General features: G+C 63.7%; 12 protein-coding genes. All 12 read left to right on the top strand.

Features of this window, described 5'->3' with window-relative positions:
- Positions 1 to 181: 181 nt before the first annotated feature.
- The 12 genes from HHX37_RS22405 (at position 182) to pglX (ending at position 22,166) form a co-directional block, all read left to right on the top strand.
- The gene (locus tag HHX37_RS22405; protein ID WP_182886633.1) at positions 182 to 1,951 is read left to right on the top strand and encodes a DUF262 domain-containing protein; all 1,770 of its coding nucleotides are present in this window, start codon (positions 182 to 184) and stop codon (positions 1,949 to 1,951) included.
- A gap of 720 nt (positions 1,952 to 2,671) precedes the next feature.
- A complete protein-coding gene (locus tag HHX37_RS22410; RefSeq protein WP_182886634.1) occupies positions 2,672 to 3,022 on the top strand; it encodes a DUF2637 domain-containing protein in 351 nt (116 codons plus the stop codon).
- Positions 3,023 to 3,485: 463 nt separating this feature from the next.
- Positions 3,486 to 4,235 carry a CBS domain-containing protein gene (locus HHX37_RS22415; RefSeq protein ID WP_182886635.1) on the top strand — a complete coding sequence of 250 codons (750 nt, stop codon included), beginning with the start codon at positions 3,486 to 3,488 and terminating at the stop codon, positions 4,233 to 4,235.
- On the top strand, positions 4,232 to 6,196 hold the full coding sequence (locus HHX37_RS22420; RefSeq protein WP_310740472.1) for a DUF2075 domain-containing protein: 1,965 nt from the start codon (positions 4,232 to 4,234) through the stop codon (positions 6,194 to 6,196). Before HHX37_RS22415 ends, HHX37_RS22420 begins: the two co-directional genes overlap by 4 nt.
- Positions 6,197 to 6,763: 567 nt before the next feature.
- Entirely contained in the window at positions 6,764 to 7,024 is a 261-nt protein-coding gene (locus tag HHX37_RS22425) for a hypothetical protein (protein ID WP_182886636.1), read from the top strand.
- 344 nt (positions 7,025 to 7,368) lie between these two features.
- Positions 7,369 to 8,475, top strand: coding sequence for a hypothetical protein (locus HHX37_RS22430; RefSeq protein WP_182886637.1), 1,107 nt, complete (start codon positions 7,369 to 7,371; stop codon positions 8,473 to 8,475).
- Positions 8,472 to 9,701 carry a hypothetical protein gene (locus HHX37_RS22435; protein ID WP_182886638.1) on the top strand — a complete coding sequence of 410 codons (1,230 nt, stop codon included), beginning with the start codon at positions 8,472 to 8,474 and terminating at the stop codon, positions 9,699 to 9,701. Before HHX37_RS22430 ends, HHX37_RS22435 begins: the two co-directional genes overlap by 4 nt.
- The gene (locus HHX37_RS22440; RefSeq protein WP_182886639.1) at positions 9,698 to 11,470 is read left to right on the top strand and encodes an Hsp70 family protein; all 1,773 of its coding nucleotides are present in this window, start codon (positions 9,698 to 9,700) and stop codon (positions 11,468 to 11,470) included. Before HHX37_RS22435 ends, HHX37_RS22440 begins: the two co-directional genes overlap by 4 nt.
- A 43-nt stretch (positions 11,471 to 11,513) precedes the next feature.
- Positions 11,514 to 12,809, top strand: a complete 1,296-nt coding sequence (locus tag HHX37_RS22445; RefSeq protein WP_182886640.1) for a hypothetical protein — start codon at positions 11,514 to 11,516, stop codon at positions 12,807 to 12,809.
- 373 nt (positions 12,810 to 13,182) lie between these two features.
- Positions 13,183 to 13,434 (top strand): hypothetical protein, encoded by a 252-nt coding sequence (locus tag HHX37_RS22450; RefSeq protein WP_182886641.1) that lies wholly within the window; start codon positions 13,183 to 13,185, stop codon positions 13,432 to 13,434.
- A 507-nt stretch (positions 13,435 to 13,941) separates the two neighbouring features.
- The gene (gene pglW, locus HHX37_RS22455) at positions 13,942 to 18,552 is read left to right on the top strand and encodes a BREX system serine/threonine kinase PglW (protein WP_182886642.1); all 4,611 of its coding nucleotides are present in this window, start codon (positions 13,942 to 13,944) and stop codon (positions 18,550 to 18,552) included.
- Positions 18,549 to 22,166, top strand: coding sequence for a BREX-2 system adenine-specific DNA-methyltransferase PglX (gene pglX / locus HHX37_RS22460; protein ID WP_182886643.1), 3,618 nt, complete (start codon positions 18,549 to 18,551; stop codon positions 22,164 to 22,166). Before pglW ends, pglX begins: the two co-directional genes overlap by 4 nt.
- Positions 22,167 to 22,175: the final 9 nt, after the last annotated feature.

Genomic DNA, 22,175 nt, shown 5'->3' on the forward strand with positions numbered 1-22,175 from the left:
GCAAGGCCATCAGAGCACACGCGGCACGGATCAGCGATGCGTCTGGGGCCTTCATCCAATCACGTGTGCTTCATTCACAAGCCATCTGTGCTAGAGCCCATTCTGTTACCTCGATTCCGATGCGCGTGTCGGTACGGTTTCCTACGCTCTTTGAAGACTGGCGCGAGGCGAGGGGTCACACATGGGTGTCGAGGCGTTCGGGATCGAGAAGGAATTTCTGCAAGATCTGCTGAAGCAGGTACGCAGCGGGCGGATTCAACTTCCCGACTTCCAACGCGGCTGGGTCTGGCCCTACCGCGGCATCACCGGACTGCTCGCCTCGATCTCGCTCGGCTACCCCGTGGGAACGCTTATGACGCTGCAGACCGGTGGTGACGCCCGGTTCAAACAGCGCCCCCTCGAGGGTGCCGCAGCCACCGCGACGAAGAAACCAGACCGCCTCCTGCTGGACGGTCAACAACGACTGACGTCGCTGTTCCAGGCCCTCATGCTGGGCGAGCCAGTGCAGACTCGCGACGACCGGGGCAAGGACATGTCCGGCTGGTTCTACGCGGACATGCAGCGCGTGCTCGACACCACGCTGGATCGCGAAGAGGCAATCCGCTTCATCCCGGCGGGCAAGGTAGTCCGAGACTTCCGCGGGCAGATGCTGGAGGATTACACAGCCGCGGCCAACGAGTATGAGGCGCAGCTGTTTCCCCTCGCCGCAGTATTCGACGGCGCCGCATGGATGAGCGGCTACTTCAAGAACTGGACGTACGCTCAGGAGAAGATCGAGCTGTGGACGCAGTTCGATGAGTTGTTCGTTCAGCGTTTCAAGCAGTACCTGGTCCCTGTGATCGAGTTGGGCCGCGACACTCCTCGCGAAGCCGTCTGTCAGGTTTTCGAGAAGGTCAACACGGGTGGCGTGACGCTCACAGTCTTCGAACTCCTCACTGCCACCTACGCGGCGGATGAGTTCGACCTGCGACGCGACTGGGAGAAAATCAAGGAACGTTGGAGCGATCAACAATTCCGGATCCTCTGGGATGTGCAGAATACTGACCTGCTTCAAGCGGTCACGCTACTAGCCACGCAAGCCCGCCGTCACGCGGCACTCGAGGCTGGAGCCGATGGCGAGCGCGCACCTCGCATCGGGTGCCGGCGTCCAGACATCCTCGGCCTGAGTCTCAACGAATATCGGCAGTGGGCGCCCAAGGCCGTCGACGGCCTGCTGCAGGCCGCGCGGTTTCTTCATAAGCAGTGCATCTACGAGACCAAGTTCCTGCCGTACGGTAGCCAGCTCATCCCCTTGGCGGCGATCTTTGCCACACTTGGGCAGGATGCGGAAGGGCTGCAGGCGCAGGAACGCATCAGCCGGTGGTACTGGAGCGGCGTGTTCGGCGAGCTGTACGGGGGGACGACCGAGACTCGGTTCGCGCGTGACCTACCCGAGGTGGTGGCATGGGTCCGCGGTGAGACGCAGGATGAGCCGCGGACGATCCGTGATGCACAGTTCCTCCCGGAGCGGCTCACTACGCTACGCACCCGTAACAGCGCGGCGTACAAGGGCCTCTATGCCATGCTGCTCAAGGCGGGCGCGAGCGACTGGCGGACGGGCGACGCTGTGAACGCAGCGGTGTACTTCGACGACGCCATCGACATCCACCACGTTTTCCCCAAGGCCTGGTGCGAGAAGCAGGGGATTCAGAGCAAGGTGTACGACTCGATCGTGAACAAGACGCCGCTCTCCGCCCGAACGAACCGGATCATCGGAGGCTACGCACCGTCCGAGTACCTTCAGAGACTGGCGAACAGCGGAAAGATAGACGTCGCGACCATCGGCAAGCACGTCGTGCGCCACGTGATCGACATTGACAGTTTGCAGAAGGATGACTTTGACGGTTTCCTTCAGCTTCGCACGGAGGCGCTCATGACTGCCATCCATAGCGCTATGCACGGCCTCAGTTAACGTTCACGTCAGCAGGCCGTTCAAACCAGCCACTCCACAACTCGTTCCCACTGGGTTCTCCTTTGCAACTGCCTGCGCAGGTTAGCGAGCGAGGGACTGTAAGAACAGCGGGTCTGTCCCGTCATCGGTGGTGGCACTGAGAGATCACCTGCCAGCCTGAGGCGTGCTGAAAATCACCGATCTAGTGGGTGTGGTGTTCTCAGGGCTGTCTGACTTGGTCATCGTGGACGTGGCGGACGAGAACGACCTCATTCGGATCATGGCCCGCACTCGGAATGAGCCTGTGCCGTGCCCGGTGTGTGGGGTTCTGACCGCACGTGTGCACGGGTTCTGACGAAAGGTCGTCACCCCTTGCGGCTACGCATGGTCGTTCAGGGGGCGGCTGTCAGGCCCAGCAGGAAGTAGCCATTCCGCACGCGCGCTGCAAGGCCGCGGGCTATCCCGAGGCTTGTCGCTCCTGGCTTGTGAGCTGGGCGAACGCGGTCGATGCCATCCCGCGCATATCCCGAGACCAACGGCGTACGGCTGCCGACAGTGACCTACGACTGCCTAAGATCGTCTGATGGATCGAGAGAAGCCCCAGGTCGGGGCCCATTCGAGCTGATCAAAGAGTGCCCCCGGCCAGGCACGACGCAAATCTACGGCGCTCTCACCTGCGGTTTCCTCCGGACGTCTCGTCGTTGAAGCCCGCGCCGAGGTGGCCAACGGAGGCGGGGCGCGATGAGTCTCTACTCCCGGGTGGATGCCTGCACTTCATGGACGACAACCGCGTCCGTGGGTCTGCTGGCCGTGATCGCCGCGGTCGTCTCGTACCGACAGATACATGAGCTGGCGTTGCGGCAGGGCGAAAGTGAGCTGGGGGCGGCCCTCGTGCCGTTGGCAGTGGACGGCATGATCGTGGCTTCGTCAATGTCGATCCTGCTCGCCAGCCAGTATGGCAGTCGCGGGAGAGCCGAACGCTCCGGCTTCGATGGAGGCTCGTTCCCTTGCGAGGATCCCCATAACCAGGAACTTCGGATGCGACCACCGCCACCTCAGTGCAGAAGCCGGGAGATCTCACCCACGAGCTGATGGCGTTACTGGCGGAGCGGGCTAACAAACGGCGGGGTGGGCCTGGCCGGTGAGGGCGGGCTGCTGGCCAAGCTGCTGCCAAACTCGGTGGTCACCATCGAGATCGGCGCATCGTTCCACTCGCGGACCTTAGATGGGTCTGGATGTGCCGCCGATGACCTTGCATCGCCACCCTCAAGACCACCACCGGAGAAAATCAACAAGGGACGCGACGTTACTGCACGTCGCGGCCCGCGTCATCACGTTTGTGAAGGAAGTCCGCCACCCCGTGCTGGTTGGGCGTGTGGTGGGAAAGCCCCGCTGCAGCAGGTCGGCAGGCGACTACTCTTCCTCTGATCACGATCGCCAAGAAACTCTCACCAAAGTGCGATCATGTCCGCTAGGGTGTCCCGTAACACATACGGCCCGCCGAGCTCCCGCCACTTGAGTGGTCTAGGGAAGCTCCCACCCGTAGGAGTAGCCAATGCTGCCGTTGAGCGGCAATCTCGACGTAACGCTACGTATCGAGCACCTCCCCAGCTCTCATCTCAGTAACCTCCTCAGCGTCTCCCCGACCGATACTGCGAAGCGCGTTAAGACACTCTTCGCTCGGTATAAGTACAGGCAACTTCCCGTACTCGCCGACCCGTCAACTCTCATCGGGGCCGTTACTCAGGAGAGCGTACTATCTGCGGATGTCTCAGGCCGTACGCCTACGCTCGCTGGTATCACTCGGCCGGCAGCAGCGGTCGCAGTAGACGAAGAAGTCCGGAAGGCATTCCCACCCGATAGCCGGCACCGCTTCGTCTTCGTTCGTGATACAGCTGGAGTAATCAGCGGAGTCGTCACCCTCTCCGACGTCCACGAGGCTCGCCAGAAATTGACCGGTCCGTATCTGTTGATCGGAGAGATTGAGCTTCGGCTCCGCAAGATACTCAGCCACATCTATCCATCGGTCAACGAACTGCGACAGGCCACAGGAAAAGCACGCATTCATACTGCTCACGAGCTTGTCCTCTGCGATGTCGAGCGTGCGTTCTCTCGGGACGAGAGCTGGGTCAAACTCGGATGGAAAATTGACTCGGAGGTCTTCATAACTGAATTGGCAACTCTGAGGCAGATAAGAAATAAGTACGCCCATTACCGTGCCGACAAGCTCTGGGAAGATGCCGACTCCAAGCAGCTCACAGGGTTTCTAGAGTGGATAGATGAGTTAGCTTCAGAATGTCTGTGAGCAACATCGCCCGACAAGGTGAGATGTCGCCTACTGCCACCATGCAGGTCGATGATTCCCTGAGCAGTAAAAAGGAAAAAATGTTCACCATTCGTTCGACCATGGTTCGCTATCCTGCGAAAAAATTGGCCACCATGTCGAAAAATGGTTCCGGTATGGATGCTTGCATGGCGCACCATCAGGGGTCTGCCCGAACCGTGCGAGCGTCGTCTTACAACGATGAGTCATGGCCCGATAGCGTTACGAATCTTGCACGGGACATGATTGCAGCGGGTCTCGGAGATATCGAAGTCCTTGTTCATTATCGGCTTCCGTTGACGAACAAGTGCGCGGACGTAGTTCTGTCTGGGGTCGACAGGCGTACCGGCAACGACGCCTACGTGATCGTCCAGCTGAAGCAGTGGGCTCATGCTGAGTTGTACGAGGACAACGCTGATCTCGTCCTGGTCTCAGGTACAGGCGACCCCAAACTCCACCCTTTGCTTGAGGTCCGTGGCTACTGCGACTACCTGGCGGACTCCATAGACGTTCTGGAGCACCGCCGCGATGCCGTCCGCGGCGTCGCCTACCTGCACAACGCGAACGACCTGGACATCCACGACCTCTACAACCTTGTGGACGACGAGCGGACCCGTCTGTTCAGCCAGAGCCGTCGTGGTCAGTTCATCGACTACCTGTGTGCGCAGTTCGCGCCCGAACCCGGTGCGCACGCCGCCGACAGGCTGCTGGCGTCGGCGATCCGGCCGTCCAAGCAACTGCTGAAGGTGGCCGCGGCCGAGATCAAGCACCGGGACCAGTTCGTCCTGCTGGACCAGCAGCGCCTGGCGTACGAGATCGTGCTGCACGCGGCGGAGAAGGCCAGGGCGGCCGACTCCAAGGAAGTCGTCATCGTCACCGGCGGTCCCGGCTCGGGCAAGAGCGTCATCGCCCTGTCTCTGCTCGGCGAACTCGCCGAGCGCGGCCATCCGGCACACCACGCCACCGGATCGCGCTCCTTCACCGAGACCATGCGCCGCCACGTGGCCAGGGGATCCACCCGCACGAAGGCGATGTTCAAGTACTTCAACAACTTCATGACCGCCAAGCCGAACAGCCTCGACGTGCTGATCTGCGACGAGGCCCACCGGATCCGCGAGACCTCGGCCAATCGCTTCACCAGGGCCGCCGAACGGACGGGACGGTCCCAGCTCGACGAGCTGATGAGCGCCGCCCGCGTCCCCGTCTTCCTCCTCGACGAACACCAGGTGGTACGGCCGGGCGAGACCGGGACCGTCGCCGACATCAGGGCGCACGCACAAGCCCGCGGTCTGGCCGTCCACCAGGTGGATCTGGACGGCCAGTTCCGCTGCGGCGGCAGCCGCACGTACGAGGAGTGGGTATTGCGCCTGCTCGGCTTGGACGGCGGCGACCCCGAGCACTGGATCGGCGACGACCACTTCGAGGTGCTTCTAGCCGAGTCGCCATACGAGCTGGAAGGGCTGCTGCGCGGCAAACTGGATGACGGCTACTCGGCTCGGATGACCGCGGGCTTCTGCTGGCGCTGGAGCGACCCCGGTGATGACACCCTTGTCGCCGACGTACGGATAGATGGTTGGTCCAAACCTTGGAATGTCAAGGGCGATCGCCCGGTCAGCAGCGCCCCTCCCAGCGCGCTGTGGGCCGCCATGCCCGGCGGATTCGACCAGGTCGGCTCTGTGTACACTGCCCAGGGCTTCGAGTACGACTGGAACGGCGTCATCTTCGGCCCCGACCTCGTATACCGGGACGGCCGCCTGACGACCGTACGCGCTGCCAGCAAGGACCCCGCATTGCTGAAAAGGTCTGTCAGCGATGAAGAGGCCGATCGGCTGATCCGCAACACATACAAGGTGCTTCTCACCCGCGGCATGATGGGTACTGTTTTGTATTCCGCCGATACCCTTACCCAACAGTTTTTCTCTAGGCTACTGCCCCCTCTGTAGTCCTGACCGCTCTGTCGCAGTTCATCAGTGCGGCGTTGAATCTCAGCTACCCCAGGCGCGGGGGAAACGAATATCGGGCGGACGCTGGATCGAACGCATGAACCGCGCTCGCGTAAACAGCAATCCGTAATCCAGCAGCTTGAAGATGGGGCAGCTTGCGAGGGCGGCGGGAGCAGCCAGATCTGGATGCCGTACGCAGTTCGGCCGAGCTGGCGGCGGCACCGGATGGCCTGCGCGAGGCGCGGGGCCTCTCGTATGCGGATCTGGAGAAGGCAGCGCGACCGGACCGGTTGCCCAAGAGCACTATCAGCAACATGCTGACTAGAAGCCGGCCCGGCGCGGAGACACTGGAGCTCTTCCTACACGCCTGCGACTTCCCCTGCGCTCAGTGGCCGCCCTGGCAGGCGGCCCGTAAGAGGGCACTATTAGAGCGCGCCCCTGCAGTGCCTGGAGCCGTCCGAGTCAGTAAGGCCGTCGTTCGCGGACTCGGTGTGCTGTAGGGCGATCGCGGTCCAGGGCGCCTACGCCTCCCTACCGGTCTATGGGGGATCCCCCTTCATCACCAAGATGCAGCGCGTCCTGGATCTCTACGGTCGCCCTGCCGCCGATGGGCGGGTGATCTGTCTTGAAGAGTTCGGGGCCGTTGAACCTGATGCCCCGCACGGGCAAGCGCTGCGCCCGGCGGGTTCGCCGGCCCGGTTGCGTGCCACCTACAACCGTTACAACGGCGTGATGCAAATGATCTCCGCGCTCGATCTGGCCACTGGCAGGCTGTACTACCGCGCTTGCGCTTGCAGATCCGACTACTCGCCCCATAAGCACCCCTAGGTCTGCGCCTGGGCTACCGACAAGAACCTTGAACTGGTGTTCCTGCCGACCTACGGCTCCTGGTTGAACTGGTCAAGTCCGATTTCGCCGCGCTGCGCTACTACGCGCTGAAGGGCAGCGACCACCGCAGTCATGACGAGCAAAGGTGGCGATCGGGCCTACGCGCGCTGGTGTAACGCCCGAGCGGAGCCCAAGACGAACTTCGCCGCTAGTGCGCCGATTAGAAGCTGGACCAGTTATCCGGCCAAGGTTGCGTGGCGGACCACTAGCCTTATTTGTGCACCAGTTCACGACTGTTCGTACGTGAGAAGGGGGCCTTTGTGGGGTTTTGGCACACCGGATACATGGAGTTCCACGAGCCCAGCGGTGAGGATCCTGACTGGAAGCCGTCGCCGCCCAAGGCCCCTACGTTTCCCTGTCACGAATGTGGCCTGATCTTTTCCTCCGAGCGGGATCGGCGCGCGCACCAGTTCGACGGGCACGCGATCAAGCGGCCGATTCTCGTTTTCAAGGGGCGAGAGTGCGGGCGAACCCGCCTCTTGGTTACCGCGCTCAGTACGCCTTCCGACTGGCGTGCTTCGGATGTCGTGTCGATCAGCGTCAACGGACAGCCCTCGACAGCGGACCAGGCGGCCCACTTCCTTGCCAGCACGAAGAGCGGCGTGCAGACGGTCACGGTGCGCAACGGTCCACTGGAGCGAACGTTTGAGTTCGACTTCTGCCTTGCCGAGGAAGAGGATCTCCGGTTGGTCGACCAAGCGCTCGACAAGCTCATCTCGAACCGCGAACTGAGCCTCCAGACGATCGACGCCTTCATCATGAGGGCAGGTCGAGGCGAGACTGCACGCCGTTACCGAGAAGGACTCGCGAGCTACCTGTACGGCGTCCTTCACCGCGAGGCGAGCCAAGACCGCGCGGGACCGGCGGATGCGACCGGAGCGCTGCTGTACGAGCAGCGTTACAACAGCGCTGTCTCGATCCTCGGCGCATTCGACCGTCCACCTGCCGAAGCGATCTGCGGTCTCGTCGCCTTTCATTACAACCAGTTCGGTCTGGCAGTGCGCAAGACGAACAGTCACCGTGTCTCTGACGTCGCGGCACGGTTCCGCTCAATGATCGAGGGAGCCCCGTTTGCCACGGCCAGCTTGATCGATCGGACGCACGGCAGTTTCGACGAGGCTCTCAGTGACTCGGTCACGGAGGAGCTGCTCAATGTCAGCGCAATGGCAGTTGACGGGTCTGAGCTCGAACCGCTTCACCACCTGCTCCCGGCGTTAAACGAGTTGCGACCGGCGGATCAGTTCAAGGTCCGCCTTATTGCATCTGAAGCCCTGCTCGCTGCAGGTGACGTCAAGGAAGCAAGCAAGCACAGCGAGGCGCTCCGGCACTCCAGAGGCACTGACGCGTGGTACACCGGATTCCGCGCTCGAATGCAAGAGGTAGGAAGTTGAACGAGGAAAATCAGCATGCCGCTGTCGAGCCGGCAGCACCTGCGGCCGCAACCCCGCCGTCAGCCGTCGATTCAACGGAGGAGGCCGTCGAGCAGACTCAGCCGCACACCCCGTCGGGTGAGGAGGGCAAGGGCGTGCAGCCCAAGAAGCATGCTTCTCGCAAGCCCAAGCCACAGGTGGACTCCGTCGAGGACTTGCTGAAGCTTGCCTATGAGTCCAACGCTCGGCTGCTTGAGTTCTCCAAGGAGTCGCTCAAGAAGCTCCCGATTACCGATGAGAGCATCACGGCTCAGGGCGCTCTCATCGCTTCCCTTTCGCCGACAGACCCGACCTTGGCGACCCCGTTCAAGCTGCTTCAATACGTGGCACGCCAGGGTGTCGATCTCAAACGCGCCGAGGATGGCGACCTTGCACGCGTGTTGCGTCGGCTGGTCGACCTCTCAATCGTGGCAATGTCCAACAACCCGGTGTTCCGGGTCTGGACGGATCAGTTGCTCGACCCCACGCGGGAACCACAGCTCTCGCCTCAGCATGTGCGATATGAGGCCGGCAAGGTCGACGCAGAGAAACTGGGCCTTGCGGCCGACCAGTTCAAGGCAGCGGACAGCGAGCGCCTAGTCAAGAACGCCGTCGCCTCCTACGGCCTTCTTCGCGCAGTTCAGCGTGATTGGAACTTGGACCGGTACATTGACGAGTCGAACGACTCGTCGTGGAAACACGAGGTTCCTGAGGCGGCCAGCCTGGAACGTGCAGTCGGCACGATCGGCTCCAGCCGTGACCTCGATGTGCTCGGGCTTGTGGCAGCCAACTACATCGCCCGGATCGCTCGCCGCGATCGTCATATCGCCGAACTGGAGCGGGCGGTCGACACCGCGGCAAACCGGGAGTCCAGGCTCATCGAGGAGCTGCAGGCCGCAACGGCCAGCGAGCAGGCGGCAACAGCCCGAGCCGAGGCATTCTCCGCCGACATCGTCCGTCTGCAGAAGGAGCTCGCCGCGGAACGCGACAACCGTGTCGTCGACAAGAGTCACATGGCCGACGACTACGAGACCCTCAGGACGAGGATTATTCGACGGTTGAGCGGCGAGATCGACCTGCTGACCGATGGACTCCACGCATTGCGAAACGGCGCCCCGAGCGTTGCCGAAGAGTTCCTGGACCGGTCTCTCCTGGCACTTACGCGTGAAGTGGAACAACTGAAAGACGCTGCTGGAGGACTCGCATGATTGTCGGGTTCGACTTTGGCACGACCAACAGCCTCATCTCCGTCGTCGTGGGCGACCGTGTCATCGATGTCATGGATGTCGAGACCGGTCGACCGCATCCGTCGATCGTTCGATACGAGGGCGAGCAAGTCGTCGTAGGACGCGAAGCAAAAGACGCACTCGGAGCTGCCGGCATCGGCGTCCACGGAAACACCGTCAAGTCGCCTAAGTTCCTGCTCGGCGAAGAAGCAGTGGCGGTCGGTGGAGTTGATAGGAGCCCGATCGACATCGTCGCCGACGTCGTCCGCCACGTCCGGTCCGAATCATTGCGGAGCCCCCAACGGAACGTCCTCGGCGCTCTCGATAACGCCGTCGTCACGATCCCCGTTACAATGAACGGCGTACGCCGTGCAGCACTTCGAGAGGCGTTCGCCAGCGCGGGAATGGGCATCGCCCAGTTCGTACACGAACCTCTGGCAGCCCTATACGGATTCATCCGTGGGTCCCGAGACCCCGAGGAGATGGCTCGACGCCTCGCGAGACGGAATGTGCTCGTCGTGGACTGGGGCGGCGGAACCCTGGACCTCACGTTGTGTCGCGTCGACGACTCCCAGATCCGGCAGTTGCGCAACGGCGGATCGGACCAGGTCGGCGGCGACGAGTTCGACAAAGTCATCCGCGACGAGGTCGTGAAGCGCTTCCGTGCTCGAGAAGACATCGAAGACGATGACTTGGCAATCCCGGAAGCCAAACTCCGACTCCTTCAAGACGCTGAACGTAACAAGATCGAACTGTCCGCTGACCGGGTGGACGTCACTTTCTACCGACCCAGCTACTTCCAGTCCGGTGCGACGTTGCAGTACCAGCTCATCCGACAGGAACTGGAAGAGATCACGAGGCCTCTCGTGACCGCGGGAATCAACGAGATCGAGTCTCTGCTCGATAGCCTCTCGATGGCACCGGGCCAGGTCGCACTGTGTGTCGTCGTGGGCGGTATGGCGGCGATGCCCGCCATCCGAAGCAGGCTCTACGAGATGTTCGGCCCGGATCGGGTCGAGGTTCCCGCCAACAGCGCGACACTGATCTCACAAGGCGCCGCCTGGATTGCCCACGACCGTCAGAGGCTGCGTCTTGCCAAACCCATCGAGTTGGAGCTGGCGCGGGGCTCGCGGATGCCGTTGTTGACAGCCGGAACCGAGATGCCGCTGGGTGGCGAGGCGAAGCATGACCGGGTGCATCTCTTCTGTGCCGACCCGACCGACGGCATCGCCAAGTTCCCGATCGTGACTCCGACGGCTCTCTCAGCGCACCCCCAGGCCAGCGAGCGGCGAACTTCGTTGGGAATCGTTGCGATCAAGGTCGATCACACGGCACCTCCATTACATGAACGACTTGAACTTGAGGTCGTTCTCGACGATGACTTGATCTTGTCGATCGAAGCGTCATCGAGTCAGGCGAACGATCGCGCGAAGGCGTCCTACTACGACCTTGAGTTCGGGCTAGGACTTCCAGACGGCGTTGTCGCCGGTGGTGATGGTGACCCAAAAGGAGAAGATGAAACCGACGCTGTCCCGGCGTCCGGACTCGTCGTACGCGCAAACGTGAGCCAGAGTCAGGACCAGGCCGCGGTGCCAGGCGACGTGCTCTACCTCCACAAGCCATCAGCGTTCGCGCGCCACGTGCGAGACGGTGCCACCCAAGCTCAACTGCTTGAACATCTGTACTACCAACCCTGTGCCGTCTGTAAGCGCCCGTGGGGTGACCCGGAGTGCCGTTGCGGGACGCCCTGACATGGCCAGGGTGAAGACGGCCGTTAGAGTCCTAGACCGGGGCATGGAGGTCGAGGCTGCTATCCGCAGGCCAGTTCGCCTCACGCCGAACGGCTATGCGGGTGTCGCCTATGCGGGCTCGGTATATGCCCTGCACGTCGGCGATGTCATTGACCTCAGCGAGCCGAGTTGGGAGATCGCAGACTGCGATCGCTTCCTCTTCGCCGGTGCCGATATCCCCTACGCACCGACATCCGACGACGTTGATGCCGTCACCAAGGGCTTCGACATCGACTGGTATCTCGAATCGAACCAATACGGCCACTACGTCGTCTTCAACGCCCCAGAACGGGTCGCGAGCCAACTCGTGGGTGCACTGGAAGCGGCAGACCTAAGTGTTCAGCGCTGGGACGTCAGCCATCGCCCAGCCGACAACGGGAACTTCTACGACTGGTTCGCTCGCCTTCGGTTCAAGGGCAGCAGGGGCGAAGCATTGGCCCTCGTCGGCGCCGTCATCTCGCCTCCAGCAGTTGCTGCACCAGTAACGGCGCCGGTCGATCCGACAGCGGCGCGCCTCGCAGACGCGGAGGCCCGTATTGAGGAACTCCTGGATCAGCTCTACGCGCTGAATCAACGGGCCGAGGCTGCAGAACGAGAAGTCGCACACCTGCAGGGTGCGGTTGCGTCGGCGGAGGCCAATGAACGCGGTCACCGAGAAGCCTTGGCGCTGGCGGAGCGCCGACGATCTGATCTTCAAAGTCAGCTCGCAGCCCTCCGTGAGAACGTAGGCAGCGGCCCTGACACTGCCGAGCTCGTTAGGAGCCTGGCTGACGCCGAGGAACTGCGTGAACTGGCACTGGCCGAGAACGCTACGCTCCTCGACCGCGCGAGTTCGTCGGAACTTGAAGCCGAGGAGCAGCGCAGCCGCGCCGACGATCTTGCCGATCAGGTCGGAGCGCTGGTCGACCGCGTTGCCGAACTCGAAGCACTTGAGATGGAGCGCCTTCGGGCTGCCACTGCAAACCGTCCGCGGCGCGGCGGCGTGGCTGAGTTCCTGCCGATCGCGTTCTCCCGGTTGGACTTCATCCTAGACGCGGTCGATGTCATCGCGAACTTGGAGTCGCCGTCATCGATTATGCGTGCTCTCGCCGAGATTGACGCCGGGCAACTTGTCGGGAAGGACTTGGAAGGAATGCCTGGCTGGTTCGAGGTCAGCAAGTTGGCGACCGGCATTGCCGGAAGCCAGCGACTTGGCCGCATCTACTACAAGCCGGACGGTGGACGCGTGTTCGTCAGCGTGCATATCAAGCAGGATGAGAAGCAGCAGAAGCGACACATCGACCGCTTGCGGGCAGTTTGAGCTATCGCAGGCGGAGCGCGGCCTCGACGTCGGTGCGATCCGAACCTGAGGTACTGAGCTGTCGTCATGGCTGTGAACGAAGTGGCAGCCGACCAGTACCGGTCGGCTGCCGCAGTCGGTCAGGCTATAGCGCGTTGGCGACCAGGAAGGCGCCAGCGTGTGCGGCCGCCTCCTCAGAGCTTGCGCACCCCCCCTCGGTCTGGTGCTCGCCGTTCGCCGCGTTGGCGCTCCAGCACCAACCGTCGTCCTCCGGCTCCCAGTAGATGTTCGCAGTGCCGCCGGCCACCTTCACTGAGACCGGGGGCCGCTGGTCGCTAGCCTTGACGACGCCGGGCCACCGGGTGCGGGCGGCCTGTCGGGTGATCCCCCATGCTTGGCCCAGCTGTGGGTAGGTGACACCCCGCCGCCCGGCCATCTTCGCCACCCGGCTGGCAATTCGCTCGGCGGCCGGGCCGACCTCACGCAGTACCCGCAGTATCGCCAGTTCCCTCTGCCGCGATATCGCAACGACCTGCTCGGCGGTACGGATACGTCCGGGCTCCGGCAGCCCTTCGATCGGGATGGCCAGGTCGCGAGCGAACTCGTACGCCAGCTCCTCGATGGCGTCGGTGAGTTCGTCGATTAGTTACTCGCTCGGTTCGGTGTACATAGGACCGGCAGGCCAAACACTCTCGGCAGTCATGGCGACAATCGTAGTTGTCATTGACAGTTAGGGTTGTCGATTCAGTTGGTTTGGTCGGGTGCTGATCTCTTGTCATTGAGCTGATTTCATCCTGTTTCTGCAGGTCGGAGAGCGTGGCCCGAGCTGGCGTGATCTTTGCTGGTAGGCAGCGAGGATCACCGCCCTCGAGGACCGGCTCCTCGATATCCGAGCTGCCCGCCTGAACCTGACCGACCACGAAGGGATCAGCACAGCAGTGGCCGCCTCTCGCTCTGTCGGGAGCCCGGCACCGAGGAAGCCCTTGCCATCACCGTCTACTGCGCCACGATGGAGCAGGCGCCCGCAAACGCCAGAGGAGGTGACTTCTTGAGCTCCTATCCGGGGTCACACCTCGCCGATAAGCTTTGACCCAAAGATCCGGCCTCAGGCCAGCGGCCGGCCAGGAAGAACATCAACAGGCGGAGTTGACGCATGCTCGAAGGCCGGTGGACCACAGTCACCGAGTCTGAGTTCGATCATGAGCGTCGTGGCCTGGAGGCCATCCGCGAGAAGCTGCCCGACTCCGAACCCTGGCGGGCGTGGTCGAACTTCACCTTCACCGCACAGGCCGGACACGTGCGGGAGGTCGACCTGCTGGTCGTCGCCCCCGGTGGCGTTTACCTGATCGAGCTGAAGGACTGGCACGGCAGCGTCGCCACCGAGAACGGCACGTGGGTGCAGACGAGCCCGAGTGGTCGCCGTGTTCCGCATGGCAATCCTCTGCACTTGACCGACAAGAAGGCAAAGGAGCTTGCCGGGCTGCTGGGGAGGCTCGGCAAGCGCATCTGGGTCGGTGCAGCAGTCTGCTTCACCGACTCATCCCTCCGCGTACGGTTGTCTCCGAACGACCAGAACGGCGTCTTCACGATCAGCGAGCTCGTAAAGATGCTACTGGAGCCTGCCCGGGACGACCGGCGACGGATCACCCCCACCGATTCCAGGGAAATCAAGTCCGCCCTGGAGCAGATCGGCATCCGCCGCAGCGATGCCGAATACAAGGTCGGCCCCTACCTACTCGAACGCAAGTCCTTCGACACCGGCCCGACCTGGGCCGACTATTTGGCCCGCCACAGCGAGCTCCCCGAGCTGGCACGCGTCCGCATCTACCTGCGCGAGCGCGGCTCGGACGCCTCCATCCGGCAGTCGGTGGAGAACGCCGCCCGGCGCGAGGCCGCCATCCTGCGACGCTTCCGCCACCCCGGGGTCGTCCAGCTGAAGCAGTACGACCCCTCAGGGCACTCGGCCGGCCCCGCATTGATCTTCGACTATCACCCGCACACTCTGCGCCTGGACGAATACCTGGTTCAGTACGGCGACAAGCTCGACATTCTCGGCCGGATGGCTCTGGTCCGGCAGCTCGCCGAGACCATGCGCTCTGCGCACTCCAGCCGCATCCACCACCGCGCCCTGGCTGCGCGCTCGATCCACGTGATCCCCCGCAATCGGGGCCCTGAAGGCCAGACCGTCGGCGAGGAGGCCGCCTGGCTCTCCCCGAGCCTGCAGATCTCCGATTGGCACATCGCCACCCACCGCAGCAGCGGCCAGTCGCAGGGCATGACAAGGTTCGCCCCGACCGCGCTGTCGGCGATCCACCTGGCCGAGGGCTCCGATCCCTACCTCGCCCCCGAACTGACCGCGCTCAACGCCGACCCGATCGCTCTTGATGTGTACGGGCTTGGCGTTATCACGTATCTGCTGGCTACGGGCCAGCCTCCAGCAGCGAGCCAGGCCGAGCTGCTGGCCCGGTTGGAGGCGGGGGAGGGGCTGCGGCCCAGCGCCCTGGTGGACGGCCTCTCACAGGACATTGATGAGCTGGTGCAGGCCGCCACCGCCTACCGGCCCGCCCAGCGGCTCTCGTCCGTCGACGAGTTCCTGGAAATGCTGGAGTGCGTTGAGGACTCGCTAACCGCACCCGAGCCAGGTACGGCTGAGGCTGATCTCCACACCCAGGCGCCGGAGAAGGACCCGCTGGAGGCCGTCGCAGGTGATGTCCTGGCTGGCCGCTGGGAAGTCCGGCGGAGGTTGGGCACCGGTTCGACCAGCCGGGCCTTTCTCGTACGCGATCTGCTGGCTAAGGCACGAGGCGGCTTCGCTGTACTGAAGGTGGCCCTGTCCGACAACCGCGGTGACGTCCTGGTCCGCGAGGCTGAGGTGCTGGGACGGCTACGGCCCGACTCGCGGATCATCCGGCTCGTGGAGCCCGAGCCATTAATCATCGGTGGCCGCACAACGTTGGCTCTGGAGTACGTCGGCGACGAGCGCGACCCCGATGCCGCGATGGAGCCGGGCGGTGTGGGCCGCCGGCGCGAGGAGACCGTGGCGCGGCAGCTCCGCGAGGGTGGTCGCCTCCAGGTCGACCAGCTGGAGGCCTACGGCGACTACCTGTTCGGCGCGGTCGACTTCCTGGAGGGCGAAGGCGTCTGGCACCGTGACATCAAGCCGGACAACATCGCGATCCGGGTGCGTCCCAATCGCACCCGTGAGCTGGTGATGATCGACTTCTCGCTGGCCGGGTATCCGGTGCAGGAGACCGACGCGGGCACGGATGGCTATCTCGACCCGTTCATCGGGACGCTGACCCGTTCGGTTTACGACGCTCATGCTGAGCGCTATGCCGTCGCCGTGACCCTGCATGAGATGGCTTCGGGCGAGCTACCGCAGTGGGGTGATGGCAAGGTCTCCGCCCGCCAGACCGACGCGAAGGATCATCCGTTCCCGTCGATCGCCGTGGACGCCTTCGACCCCGCGATCCGCGACGGGTTGGCTGCCTTCTTCCGGAAGGCCCTGCACCGTGATGTCGCACAGCGATTCGCGGAGCTCAAGCCGATGCGGGACGCCTGGAAGAAGATTTTCCTGGACATGGCGGAGACCACGCCATCCGTGCCTCGGATCTCCCGGCATCCTTCGTCCGATGACGCCCCTGCCCCGTCGATCGCCGACGCCGAGCCGGAGTCCGCCGAGCAGCAGCGCGATCGGCTCGCCGCCGAAGCCACCCGCGACACACACCTATCAGCCGCGGGCCTCACCCCGGCCGCCGAGTCCTTCCTGTACGGCTTGGGCGTCACCACGGTGGGAGGGCTGCTCGACTTCAGCCAGCGCAACCTGGTCAACGCTCCCGGCTTGGGCGCGAAGACCCGCAACGAGATCCAGCGCCGTCAGCGTGAGTGGGGCGAGCGGCTGCGCCTGATCCCGATCTCCCCGCTCAGCCCGGAGGGGCGCCGGAAGGCCGACGAGGAGCTGAAACAGCTCAGCGCTGTAGAGGCCTCCGTCGTGAGCACCCTGGCCACGGGCGAGAACGCCGACATGCTGCCCCAGCGCACCCTGCGCTCGGTCAGCCTCGACACCCTGGCCACGCTGTTCGTGCCCCAACTGAAGAAGAACGGGTCGAACGGCAACGAGGTGGAGATGGTGCGGCTGCTGCTGCGCCTGCCCAACGAACACGGCCAACTGCCCGGGCACATCGGTGTGTGGCCCAAGCAGAAGGACGTCGCGGAGGCGCTGGGGCTCAGCGCCGGCCGAATTCCGCAGATGCTGAAGACCCAGCGCCTGCGGTGGCAGAAGCTCCCGGTTGTCGCCGCGCTGCGGGAAGAGATCCTTGAACTGCTGGCCGGGCTGGGACGGGTCGCCTCCGCCGCTGAGATCGCCGACACGCTGGCGGTACGGCGGGGCACGCGCCTGCAGGGGCGCGAGCGTCGCAGGGCGCTGGCGCTGGCGGCAGTCCGGGCCGTGGTCGAGATCGAGCAGCTCGATCCGGCTAGCAGTCAGTTTCAGCACCTGCCCAACCGCGATGCCACGCACGAGGCAATGGGCGCGGGCCTCCTGGCCCTGGAGGTCGGGGACAACGACGATCCCGACACCCCTTCCGCCCCCGGCCTGCTCGACTACGCCCAGCGGCTGGGCAAGGTCGCCGACCGGCTGGCCAAGCTCGACACGCTGCCGACAGCGACCATCGTGCTGAGCGAGCTCGGCGCGATCACCCCGCCGCCCGGCACTGTCGAATGGGATGAGCGCCGCATGGTCGCTCTGGCCGCCGCCGCGTCACGGAACGCAGCTGTCACACCTCGGCTGGAGATCTATCCCCGTGATCTGCCACTGGTGCGAGCGCTGCGGCTTACGCAGGCGGGACTGGTCCGCCTCATCCCGGGCGTGCCCGAGGAGCGCCAGCCTGGCCTGACTGTGGCTGATGTCCATGAGCGGGTGCTCGCGCGGTTCCCGGAGATCACCTACCAGGGGCAGCCGGACCTGCCCACCGGAGGTCTGCTGACCAAGGCTCTGCGTGAGGCGGGGTTCGAGCTCACGCTGTCCACCCGTGAGGACACGAGGACGACCCGCTATCTGCCTACCCGCATGGACCAGGCTTCCAGCTACCTGTCGGTCGGTGCCTGGCGGCTGGCGACGCGACTGAGCGCTGCCGACCGGTACGCCGACGATCCGCAGCTCGCGAGTGCGGTGCGCGCGGAGGAACGGCTCACCATGTCGTCGCGGCGGGACGGGTTCCGGGCCCTCACCGTGCGGGCCGGACTGAGCCAGGTGGCGGTGGCCGAACTCACAGGTGACAGGTTCGGAGCCGAGGTCACCTCGGTGACGGAGCTGTTCCTTGAGGTCATGCACGATTTGGTGCCGCCGGGAACCAAGCCGACGTGGGAGACGATCCTGCGAGCCGATGCCGCTGAGCCTGGCACGAAGGCGGCGCTGAAGTTCGCCGAATACGCCCGCACGGCCTGGGGCCGGATCGAACCGCAGATCAAGGACCAGCTCGACGATGGGTCCGGGCCGGTACTGCTGACGGACGCCGGAGCGTTCGCCCGGTACGACGCGATGGGCGTCCTGGACCGGTTGGCGGCCGCGGCTCGCCTGGGCCGGCGGGGCTTGTGGCTGTTGTGTCCGCAGAGCGATGCTGCGCGGGAGCCGAGGCTCGGCACGGTGGCCGTGCCGTATCAGGCCGGGCTGGGTGAGTGGATTGAGCTGCCTGACTCGTGGGTGCGGAACACCCACCGAGGCGGCGAGCACGTAAAGACGATGCGATCAGGAGACGCCAAGTGATCGACAGCGAGCGGCTGCGGGAAGACCTAAAGGACCAGGTCAAGGCGGCTGAGGCCGACCTCGGCAGGCAGGTCAAGGCCGTGTCGGAGGTCGGGTCGCGGCTGCGGGCCGAATACGACGAGGCCCGGAAGCTTGGGCGGACGGCTGCGACCTGGGGCTCCTGGCTGGACGAGCGGGTGACGCAGGTCGCGGTGGCGTGGGTGCTGGGCACGGTGTTCGTGCGCTTCTGCGAGGACAACCGGCTGATCCCCGAGCCGTACCTGACGGCACCCGACACCGAGCGGCGTGACCTAGCACAGGTCCGGTATGAGGCATACGTCGAGGAGGACCCCAACCCGACCTATCGCGGATGGTTGGAGCGGTCCTTTGCCGAACTGGGTGAGGGGCAGGCGGGTGAACTGCTGTTCAACCATCGGCACAACCCACTGTTCCAGATCCCGCTGTCGCACGATGGGGCACGGGAACTGGTCGAGTTCTGGCGCGAGCGAGACGAGGCGGGCGAGCTGGTCCACGATTTCACCGATCCGCTGAACGAGGACGGCACCGAGGGCTGGGACACACGATTCCTCGGCGACCTGTACCAGTGGATGTCCGAGGACGCACGGAAGACCTATGCGCTCCTCCAGACCCCCGAGTTCGTCGAGGAGTTCATCCTTAACCGGACCATGGACCCGGCGATCCGGGAGTTCGGGTACGAAGATCTGAAGATGATCGACCCGACCTGCGGGTCCGGCCACTTCGTGCTGGGAGCCTTCCGTCGCCTTATACGGTTGTACGGCGAGCGCCAGCCTGGGCGCGACCGGCATGAGCAGGTGCGGGCGGCACTCGACTCGGTCCACGGGGTGGACATCAACCCATTCGCGGTCGCCATCGCACGGTTCCGGCTGCTGGTCGCAGCGATGGCCGTTGCCGGGATGCGGACGATGAAAGAGGCCGCTAAGTACGACTGGCCGATTCACCTGGCGGTCGGAGACTCGCTGATCAAGGCTCGGCAACTCGCGCTGACTCTGGGTGACGAGGTGCCGGGCGATCCGCTCGCCGAATTCGCGTACGCGACCGAGGACGTGCACGAGCACCCGCGCATCCTGGAGCTGGGCCGCTATCACGTGGTCGTGGGCAACCCGCCATACCCCACCGTCAAGGACAAGAAGCTCAACGAGCTGTACCGGGAGCTGTACAGCGCGTGCTCAGGCAAGTATGCATTGTCGGTACCGTTCGCGCAAAGATTCTTTGAGCTCGCCAAGCGAGGCGACGCCGATGGGCGCGGATACGGCATGGTCGGACAGATCACGGCGAACTCGTTCATGAAGCGTGAGTTCGGCGCAAAGCTGATCGACGACTTCTTCGCGCACAAGGTGGAACTGACCCAGGTCATTGACACCTCGGGCGCATACATTCCTGGGCATGGTACTCCCACGGTTATTCTTGTCGGTACTCCGCGGTCCGGCCGTATGCGAGGAGACACTGTACGCACGGTCAGAGGCGTCCAAGGTGAGCCCTCAGCGCCGACGAAGGCTGAAGAAGGGCTGGTCTGGCGAGCCATCGTTGAGCAGATTGATAAGCCTGGTTCGATCAGCCCCTGGGTCTCCGTGGACGATCTGGCCCGAGAACGGTACTTCGGAAAACAGCCGTGGATTTTGGCCGATGGTGGGCTAGAGATGATTGAAGCGATCACTGACGGAGCGCTGTCGCGAGTCGGCGATGTGGCCGATTCGGTAGGTATTGCCGGGTTTACTCTCAATGACGATCTCTACGTGCTCCCTGCTCGAAGCTCGCGCCGTCATCGCATACCTGAGAAGTTTACGCGCGGATTTGTTACCGGCGACAATCTACGTGACTGGCTCGAAGTTGATCTGAGTCTCGCCATCTTTCCTTACGACTCGGAACTCCAACCTATCGACGTTGAAGCGGAGCCTCAGCTGCTGCGCTACATGTGGCCAGGTCGGACTGACTTGGCACGTGGAGTTTTGTTTGGTGGAAAGACCAAGGTGCAAGCTGGTCTTCGCTGGTCCGAATACGGGCGGCTCACCAGTAAAAAGCTGCGCAGCGCCTTCTCGATCACTTTCGCCTGCGTCTCAACGCATAATCATTTTGTCCTTGATCGTGGGGGTCGTTTTTTCAATCGCCACGCGCCAATCATCAAGTTGCGGAAGGACGCAAGCGAGGAGGAGCATCTGCGCCTGCTCGGGTTGCTCAATAGCTCCACCGCCTGCTTCTGGCTCAAGATGGTGAGCCAGTCCAAGGGCAATGGTGGCATCGGTGGTGGCATCTCAGACGAGTTCTGGGAGCACCGATTTGAGTTCACCGGCACCAAGTTGGAGGACTTCCCTCTCCCAGCGGTCTATCCCACCGTTATCGCTACTGAGCTGGATGCTCTCGCTCAGCAGTTCGCCGCTACCAGCCCCTTTGCAGTAGCGGGTGCCGGAACTCCGACCGCTCCGGCCCTCCGTGAGGCTAAGGCCGAGTGGGAGTCGATCCAAGCACGGATGATCGCGCTGCAGGATGAGTTGGACTGGCAGGTCTACTCGCTCTACAACCTCTGTCCCGAGGACTTGCGCGCGCCAGAGAGCGACGTGCCTGAGCTGGTGCTTGGGGAACGGGCATTCGAGATCGTGCTTGCACGCCGGGTGGTCAAGGGGGAGGCGTCCGGCGAGTGGTTTAAGCGCCACAACTCCACGCCCATCACCGAAGTTCCGGAACACTGGGCGGAGCCGTACAAGCAGATCGTCCAAAGGCGGATCAACGCCATAGAGTCGTCGCGGGCGATTGGGATGATAGAGCGGCCAGACTACAAGCGGCGGTGGGCGACCGAAGGCTGGGACGCCCTTCAGGAGAAGGCGCTGAGCTCCTGGTTACTGGACCGCTTGGAGGCGCGTGAGCACTGGTATGACGAGAATGGGCAGCCCGCCATTGTCACGCTCGCCCGTCTGGTCGACGTGCTTTCCCGCAATGAGGACTTCGTCTCCGTTGCCGCGCTCTATGCCCCGCGCCAGGAACTGATGGCAGTGGTCTCCGACCTGGTCGCAGAGGAGCACGTTCCGTTTCTGGCCGCGCTTCGCTACAAGTCGAGCGGGCTGAAGAAGCGCGCCGACTGGGAAGAGGTCTGGGATCTGCAGCGTCAGGAGGACGCCGCGCCCGAGTTCTCCAACGACCCGCAGGTTAAGACCAAGCGGCAGATCCGGGATTCGATCCCGGTGCCGCCGAAGTACACCTCGGCCGACTTCCTGCGCGGCTCCTACTGGTCCGCGCGCGGCAAGCTGGATGTGCCGAAGGAACGGTTCATCTCCTACGGAATGGTCAACACTCAGACCCCCGACTTGTACGGCTGGGCGGGCTGGGACCATCGGGAGCAGGCACAGGCGCTGGCCACGTACTTCACCAACCACGCCCTGTCCACCGAGGAGATCACCCCGTTCCTGGCCGGCCTGCTCGAACTCCAGCCATGGCTCTACCAGTGGCACAACGAGTTCGACATCATGTACAGCGGCTCTCCGGCAGATTTCTTCGCGGCCTACCGCCAGCAGATCCAGGGTGAGCACGGGCTGACCGACGACGACCTGCGCAAGTGGATGCCGGCCAAGCCGGTCCGCGGCAGCCGTACGAAGAAGAAGTAGACGAGGGAG

Source organism: Microbispora sp. H10885 (assembly GCF_014161415.1).
In the GTDB taxonomy this organism is placed as follows: domain Bacteria; phylum Actinomycetota; class Actinomycetes; order Streptosporangiales; family Streptosporangiaceae; genus Microbispora; species Microbispora triticiradicis.

Bases quoted from the DNA above. Each gene is read 5' to 3' on its own strand.
- HHX37_RS22405 (WP_182886633.1), top strand. From the start codon at position 182: ATGGGTGTCGAGGCGTTCGGGATCGAGAAGGAATTTCTGCAAGATCTG.
- HHX37_RS22410 (WP_182886634.1), top strand. From the start codon at position 2,672: ATGAGTCTCTACTCCCGGGTGGATGCCTGCACTTCATGGACGACAACC.
- HHX37_RS22415 (WP_182886635.1), top strand. From the start codon at position 3,486: ATGCTGCCGTTGAGCGGCAATCTCGACGTAACGCTACGTATCGAGCAC.
- HHX37_RS22425 (WP_182886636.1), top strand. From the start codon at position 6,764: ATGCAGCGCGTCCTGGATCTCTACGGTCGCCCTGCCGCCGATGGGCGG.
- HHX37_RS22430 (WP_182886637.1), top strand. From the start codon at position 7,369: ATGGAGTTCCACGAGCCCAGCGGTGAGGATCCTGACTGGAAGCCGTCG.
- HHX37_RS22440 (WP_182886639.1), top strand. From the start codon at position 9,698: ATGATTGTCGGGTTCGACTTTGGCACGACCAACAGCCTCATCTCCGTC.
- HHX37_RS22445 (WP_182886640.1), top strand. From the start codon at position 11,514: ATGGAGGTCGAGGCTGCTATCCGCAGGCCAGTTCGCCTCACGCCGAAC.
- pglW (WP_182886642.1), top strand. From the start codon at position 13,942: ATGCTCGAAGGCCGGTGGACCACAGTCACCGAGTCTGAGTTCGATCAT.